The organism is Streptomyces sp. CNQ085, from assembly GCF_022614595.1.
In the GTDB taxonomy this organism is placed as follows: domain Bacteria; phylum Actinomycetota; class Actinomycetes; order Streptomycetales; family Streptomycetaceae; genus Streptomyces.
The window spans coordinates 20,698-27,039 of the sequence record NZ_JAJFAU010000058.1 but is presented as its reverse complement, the minus strand read 5'-3'; the positions used below and the strand labels follow the sequence as shown (position 1 = coordinate 27,039).

Annotated in this window: 6 protein-coding genes and 1 pseudogene; 1 reads left to right on the top strand and 6 read right to left on the bottom strand. The window is 72.7% G+C overall.

All coding sequences use genetic code 11. The features are described from left to right. Positions 1-74: 74 nt before the first annotated feature. The 6 genes and pseudogenes from LJ221_RS12510 to LJ221_RS12485 all read right to left on the bottom strand — a co-directional run bounded on the left by LJ221_RS12510 (position 75) and on the right by LJ221_RS12485 (position 5,321). Positions 75-554, bottom strand: coding sequence for a hypothetical protein (locus LJ221_RS12510; RefSeq protein WP_241716337.1), 480 nt, complete (start codon positions 552-554; stop codon positions 75-77). 175 nt (positions 555-729) lie between these two features. Continuing rightward, complete coding sequence (locus LJ221_RS12505; RefSeq protein WP_241716335.1) at positions 730-2,007, bottom strand: beta-1,3-glucanase family protein; 1,278 nt, start codon at positions 2,005-2,007, stop codon at positions 730-732. A gap of 209 nt (positions 2,008-2,216) precedes the next feature. Further along, a complete protein-coding gene (locus tag LJ221_RS12500) occupies positions 2,217-2,504 on the bottom strand; it encodes a hypothetical protein (RefSeq protein WP_241716333.1) in 288 nt (95 codons plus the stop codon). A 315-nt stretch (positions 2,505-2,819) separates the two neighbouring features. Continuing rightward, positions 2,820-3,269, bottom strand: coding sequence for an SH3 domain-containing protein (locus LJ221_RS12495; protein WP_241716331.1), 450 nt, complete (start codon positions 3,267-3,269; stop codon positions 2,820-2,822). Between the two features lie 465 nt (positions 3,270-3,734). Then, positions 3,735-4,451 (bottom strand): annotated as a pseudogene (locus tag LJ221_RS12490) (lytic polysaccharide monooxygenase); the annotation flags it as partial. 336 nt (positions 4,452-4,787) lie between these two features. After that, positions 4,788-5,321, bottom strand: coding sequence for an NUDIX domain-containing protein (locus LJ221_RS12485; protein WP_241716329.1), 534 nt, complete (start codon positions 5,319-5,321; stop codon positions 4,788-4,790). A 468-nt stretch (positions 5,322-5,789) separates the two neighbouring features. Between LJ221_RS12485 and LJ221_RS12480 the strand changes: the two genes are divergently transcribed. After that, positions 5,790-6,278 (top strand): hypothetical protein, encoded by a 489-nt coding sequence (locus tag LJ221_RS12480; RefSeq protein WP_241716327.1) that lies wholly within the window; start codon positions 5,790-5,792, stop codon positions 6,276-6,278. Positions 6,279-6,342: the final 64 nt, after the last annotated feature.

Sequence of the window (6,342 nt, the reverse complement as noted above, 5' to 3'; positions counted from 1 at the left end):
TACGGCACAGCGCGGCGCCCAGCACCGCGGCGATGCGCCCCTGCTGGGTGGCGTTGATCCCGTGGAGGGTGCCGTCACAGCCGAAGATGTCGGCCTCGGCCGGCCCGGTCGCCCAGCACCCGCTCCACCGCCCGCCCGTGCTCCAGCACCGTCCGCACCTCCCGCTCGTCGCGGCCGAACAGCAGCCGCAGGGAGGGCGGCAGCCCCCCGGAGGAGCCCCGGTAGTGCTGCCGGGCCAGCCGTCCGGCCCGGTCGCGGGCCTCGGCCAGCCGTACGCGGGTGCCGGCCAGTTCGCGTTGGAGCCGGTCGACCTTCCCGCGCCGCTCGGCCACCTCCCGTTCCACGGGGCCGTGCGCCTCGCCGGCCGCCTCGGCCCGCTGGTACAGGTCCCGCATCAGGGTCAGGAGTTCGCTGACGGGCGCATCACCGGCCGCTCCGGCCGCCCCGGCGGTCCCGCCCGGGGCCGCGGCGGCGGGTGCCGGCCCCGCGGCGACCGCGGCCCCGGTCACCGCCGCCACCGCCGCCCGCACCAGATGGACCCGCACCCTCGCCACCGGCTCACCTCCGCGCTCCGCACCGCCACCGCCTCGCGGGCTCCCCGCGAGGGTCCTGCGGCGATCGTGGCACGGGGAGCCGCGACCGGCCTGCGCAGCGGTGTCCGGGCTGCGGCAAACGCGGTAGGACACCGCGGGCGGGACTCCGGCCGGGGGAACGGGACCGGCCGGAGCCTCAGACGGGCCGCTTGACGGTGATGGCCAGCGCCCAGTCGCCGGGGCGCTCGGTGTACATCACGGCGCCCGCGAGATCGCCCTCCCCGGGGGGCGTGACGTCGTCGTAAGGGAAGGCGTAGCCGCGGCCCCCGGCGGCGAGTTCGTGCACGGCCCGCGCGTACTCGTGCCGGGGGCCGTGGGTGTAGAACTCCGCGGAGGTCGCGTCGGGCTGGGAGGGGTTGCTCAGCAGCGTGGTACGGCACAGCGCGGCGCCCAGCACCGCGGCGATGCGCCCCTGCTGGGTGGCGTTGATCCCGTGGAGGGTGCCGTCACAGCCGAAGATGTCGGCCTCGGCGGTGGTGCCGGCCGTCCCCGGCCTGGCGAAGGAATCCGGGGAGCCGTCCGTGATGCCCTCGAAGACCAGGCGGTCCCCGTGGGTCCGGCCGGTGACGGTCCTCCCCGGCCAGACATCGCCCAGAGCGATCCGCAGGTCCCGGCCGCCGTCAGCGCGGTAGGCGTGCCACACCTGGTCGACGTAGGACCGGTAGTGCCTGGCGAACACCTCCGTGCCCAGGCCCGGGAGCTTGGCGGGGCTGGAGACCCGCACCAGCCGGCCGCCGTCGTACAGCGCGCACTTCCCCCAGTCGCCGCCGGCCCGGCGCAGCCGCTCGGCCAGCGCCGCCGTCCCGCCGACGGGCATGCCGCCGACGTGCTGCACCTGCCCGCTGCCGGGGGTGAGGGTGAGGGAGACGGGCAGGGCGACACCGTCCACGCAGGTGATGTTCCCCCAGATTCCGCCCGGGTTGTAGGTGAACTCGCAGTAGTCCCACGCGGTGCGGTACGAAGGGTCGGCGGGGTTGGCGGCCGACGGCTGGACGAGGGCTCCGGCGGCGCCGGCGGCGTTGGGGTTGGCGAAGAAGGAGACGCTCCGCTCGAGCGAGACGTACGCCCGCCCACCGGTGAGGTGGTCGTTGAGGGCGATGTCCCGGTCGAACGGGATCCGGCGCGATTCGAGGAAGCCGCTCAGGTCGTGCATCCGCCGGGCTGGGTTGGGGATCGGGTCCAGGCGGCCGGTGGAGGGGTTGAGGAAGCCCTGCCCACCGCCGGGCACATCGGCGTGGACGTAGGCGAACGCGCTGGACCAGCCCGTCTCGTTGACGAACCGCACGGTCGGGACGGCGGCGGCCGCACCTGCGGGCGGACCGGCGGCGAAGCCCGAGGACGTGGCGGCGTAACCGATGACGGGGGCCGAGACGGCCGCGGCGGACAGGCCGAGGAACCTTCTGCGTGACACCACGGTGAGGATCTCCTGACGGACGTGGTAATGGCATGGGCACAACAGGCACGGCCGTGCGTCCGGCCGCGGCCCGGAAGGACGGGGAGAGACCGGATGGGGCCACTGTGCTGAGGGCGCGTTCAAAGGTCAAGACTTTTGAGTGAGAGCGCTCTCACTCAAGGTTCTCTTGCAACTCCTTAAAAACCAGAGGGAGTTGGGCCACCCTCCGCTCAGCGCCCCCCGGCTCCTGTGCCCGGCCGGCTCCACGGCCACCTCGGCCCGCGCCGCGGCCTGCCCTCCGGCTGGTACACGTACCTCCAGCCGCGCGGCAGCACTGACCACCGCCCGTCTCCGGTCACCGGCTCCAGGCGGTAGACGTGGACGACGGGTCGCCCGCCCGCCGGATCCGGGACGGGAATCTCGTAGTACTTCGGCGGCCGCCCCGTGGGGCCGAGCAGGACGGGCAGCACCCGTCCGTCCATCGGTCCGCCGGTGAACGCCGTCTCCTCGCTTCTCACCATTCCAGTGTCACAGCGGGTGGAGGGCGTCGCCGGCCACCGGGGCCACCTGCCGGAACAGCCGGCCCGCCGCTCCTCCACGGTGAGCCTGCGGCCGGCCCCGCGCGGCACTCCGATCTCGTCCGGGAACTCCGTCAGCCGCCGCGTGCCCGTCATCGCACGGCCATCTCACTGTCGGATTACTGGCGGTCACATCTGGCTCGCCTTCTACGAGACCGCTCGTCGGCAAGCCCGTCGATCCCCCGCGCGCGGCGACGCCCGTTCCCGCCGCCCGGAGGGCGGCGGGAACGGGCGTCAGGGGTTCGGCCGCGACCGTCAGCGGCGGCAGAAGTGCGGCGCCGGGCCGATGTTCTCCACGTAGCGGGCGGAGACCCAGCCGTCGTGGTGGTGGTGCTTGCGGTCCAGCTTGTACCAGCGCGGGTTGCCGTCGATGTTCTGGCTGTTGACCTTGCACTCGATGTGGACGATCTTGCCGTAGGGCAGGGTCGCCAGAACCTTGCTGTGGGTGTTGGGCTTGCTGCGGACGTTCAGGCCGGTGCGGGCGATGACCTGGCCCCTGTAGGTGTGGTGCCTGACGTCCATCGACTCCGGCGCCATCTCCGGGTTGCGCATCTCGGCACCGGCGCGCGGGGCCTCGATGCTCTGCCGGCCGAGGTCGGCGGAGGGGGCGGGCGGCTCGGCGAAGGCGGGCCCGGCGGCGGTGGCGAGTGCGACGGCGCCACCGGCGGCGACCAGGGCGAGCTTGCTGAGCTTCGACTTGACCATTGTGGAGAAACCTCCTGGGAGGGGAGGACCCGGTGTGGGACCGGGCCCGGGGAAAGGGCACGTGGAGTACGTCACGGCCCGTGATGAGCCGATCACTACCACGCGCAATTCACGTTAAATCGGCACATATGCGCGCGCAATTCATCACGGTCGGTAGTCAAATCGGCTAAATCCCAGCTCAGAGCCCCTGTGGCTGCCCGGCCGCGCCTGCCGTCGCACTGCCGCGCGCGGGTGAAAGCACCGACGTCTCTCCGCAGGTCAGCGGCCCGCTCCGTCACCCGGACGCTCCCGCCGCGCCGCGGTGGGGGAGGCGTTGCCCGTCAGGAGGCGCGGGTCGCCGGACCGGCCGAATCCGCGAAGGCCCCCGCGCGCACGCGGGCGGACGTGGAAGGGGCCCGCCGGAAGAATCCGGCGGGGCCCGGTGGGATCAGCGCGTCCCCGGGGCGGAGCGCCGCCCGGTCACCACGTCACGTTGCCGTTGCCGCCGTCGAAGACGACGTCGGAGCAGGAGTAGAAGTTCTCCTGGCTGTCGGAGCGGATCCAGTGGATGTAGACGACGTGCTGGCCGGAGCGCTGCGGCAGCCGGACGTCCCAGTAGTAGTGACCGGTTTCGGAGCCGGCGTTGCCCGACTGCGGCGGGTTGGTCACGGTGTTGATCTTCTCCAGCTCGCCCCAGGCCAGGGCCTTGTTCGGGGACCAGCCCTGCCTGGTGATGTAGACGTCGAAGCGGCCCGGGTGGTGCGCCCAGTTGCTGTGCTTGATCCGGACGTCGGCGCCGGAGGTGAGGTGCGTCTTCGGCCAGTCGCTGCGGGCGGCGTTGTACGAGGAGAAGTCGAACGGCCCCCGGTCGCCGCCGCTGCACAGCTTGCCGTCCGGGATGTAACCCGTGGTGCGCCCGCCGCCGTTGGAGTCGAGCACGGCGAACCAGTTGTACAGCCCGGTGGTCCCGTCCTCGCGGACCGCGTCCGCGCAGGCCGGGTTGGAGGGCAACTGGTGGTTGTTCCTGAGCAGGTCCTGGTAGCACAGGTAGGTGCGCGAGCCCGGCATCATGGTCGCGCCGTGCGCCGTCGCCGGAGTGGGCGCGGAGGCCATGACGAGGCCGAAGAGGGCGGCCCCGAGAAGGGCTAAGGAGCGGGGGGAGCGGACCGGCGCCGTACGCCGGGCGGTGTGCTGAACAGCCATGGTGGGGGGTCTCCTTCGGAGTCTTCCGCGTGGGCGGACCGCCGTCGGCGCCCGTCCGCGGAGCGGACCGGGCCGGCCGCGACCCGCCACCGGGTGTACGGCCGTACGTGGAAGCGCTCCCGTCGGCGGTGGTCGGCCGGAGGGGCGTGGGGTCGTCCGCGACCCGCGACTGGGAGCGCTCCCATTGTTGGGATGTATCGCCGGGCGGAGCGCTTGTAAACATCTTCTCGTGACACGGTTTCGAAAACCCTGCGAGACGTGGTGGAAACCACCGCGAAACGGACCCCGGCATCGGTCCCGATGCCGCGTCGGACTCCGGGGCGGAGCCGCGCCGCCCTACACGGCCGGACCGGCGGCCGTCTCCCCCACCAGATACGTGCGCATCACCTCGGTGTGCGTCGGGAAGGCCAGCTCGGCCGGCTCCTCCAGCACCATCCACTCCGTGGCCTCGGCCGTGGGCGCCGGGGGCGGGAGGTCCGTGGCGTCCCGCTCGGGCAGCAGGCCGAAGACGAGCAGACTGGTGCCCCCGTCGCGGACGTCGACGAGGGCCACGTCCTGCGCCGCGGCCTCGAGCCCGGTCTCCTCCCGCAGCTCGCGCACGGTGGCCTGCCGCCAGCTCTCGCCCAGCTCCATGTAACCGCCGGGCAGCGCCAGTTCGCCGCGGAAGGGCTCGATGTCCCGCCGCACCACCACCAGACCCCGGCCGCCCCCGGTGGTGGCCACGGGCTGGAGCGCGACCGCCACGGGCAGGGGGTTGGCCCAGCTCGTCTCGCCGCAGCCCGCGCAGTCCCTGGGCCACCCGGCGCCGTCCGCGTAGCGCGTGCCGCAGTACGGGCAGTGGGTGATGCGGCGGCCCGGTGTGAATCCCATGTGCTGACTGCCCCTCTTCCGCTCTTCCGCGTAAGGCCGCCCGCTGGTGGTTCGGCGGCGCTTCGCCTCATCCAACCCGATCGGCCGGGGTGAGTGGAGCCGAGGGGGCCCGGCCGCACGCCTCGGCCCCCTCGTCTCACGCTCCTCCGCTTCGCGCGTCAGCGGTTCGGTACGCCCGGCAGCCTGGCGTAAGGGTGGTCGACGCAGACGCCGGAAACGAAGCCGGGTCAGCCCAGCCGGGTGCGCCGCCTTGCGGTCGCCCCGATCGCCCGCCAGCCTTCGCCCCGTCGGGCGGACTTGAACGGCACCGCGCGACCTCCCGGCGCAAGCACCCAGCACACGAGCCGATTCGGACAACCTGCGGCCAATGCCTACAATCGCACTGGAAAGAGCCTTCGTTCTTGGTACGGTCGCGACACACGGTGACAGGTCATCACCATGAAGCGATCGATGGGGAGTACCGATCACATGCGCAAGCTGACACGACGCCTTTCCTCGGGAGCCGCCGCGCTCGCCGTGGCCGCCACGCTCGGTCTGACCACGACAGGAACCGCCGCAGCCGAGACCACCGCCGCCCCCGGCCAGATCAGCACCCAGGAACAGGAACTCCTGCACTCCGACACCCCGAAGACGGTCGAGATCGACCCCGCCACCGGGGAAATCCTCTCGGTCGAGGCGGGGGACACCCGGATCCGGCCCATGATCAGCAACCGCAACATCTGCTACTCCACCGACGGCTGCTACTACAGCGGCAGGGTGCCGTACGCCAACCAGGGCTTCTACGGTACCGCGGGCACGTACACGGGCTCCTGGCCGTACCGCAGCGGGTACTACACCGGCAAGTACACCGCGCGGGCCTGCTGGACGTCCGCCTGCACCCAGACGAGCCTGCCCCCGAACACCACCGCGACCTTCGGGGGCACACTCGTGACCGGCACGTCCTTCCGCATCTACTGACCGGGGCGCCCCGCCGTCCGCTCAACCCTGATCCCGCGTGGGCCCGCCTGAGCGCCGGCGGGCC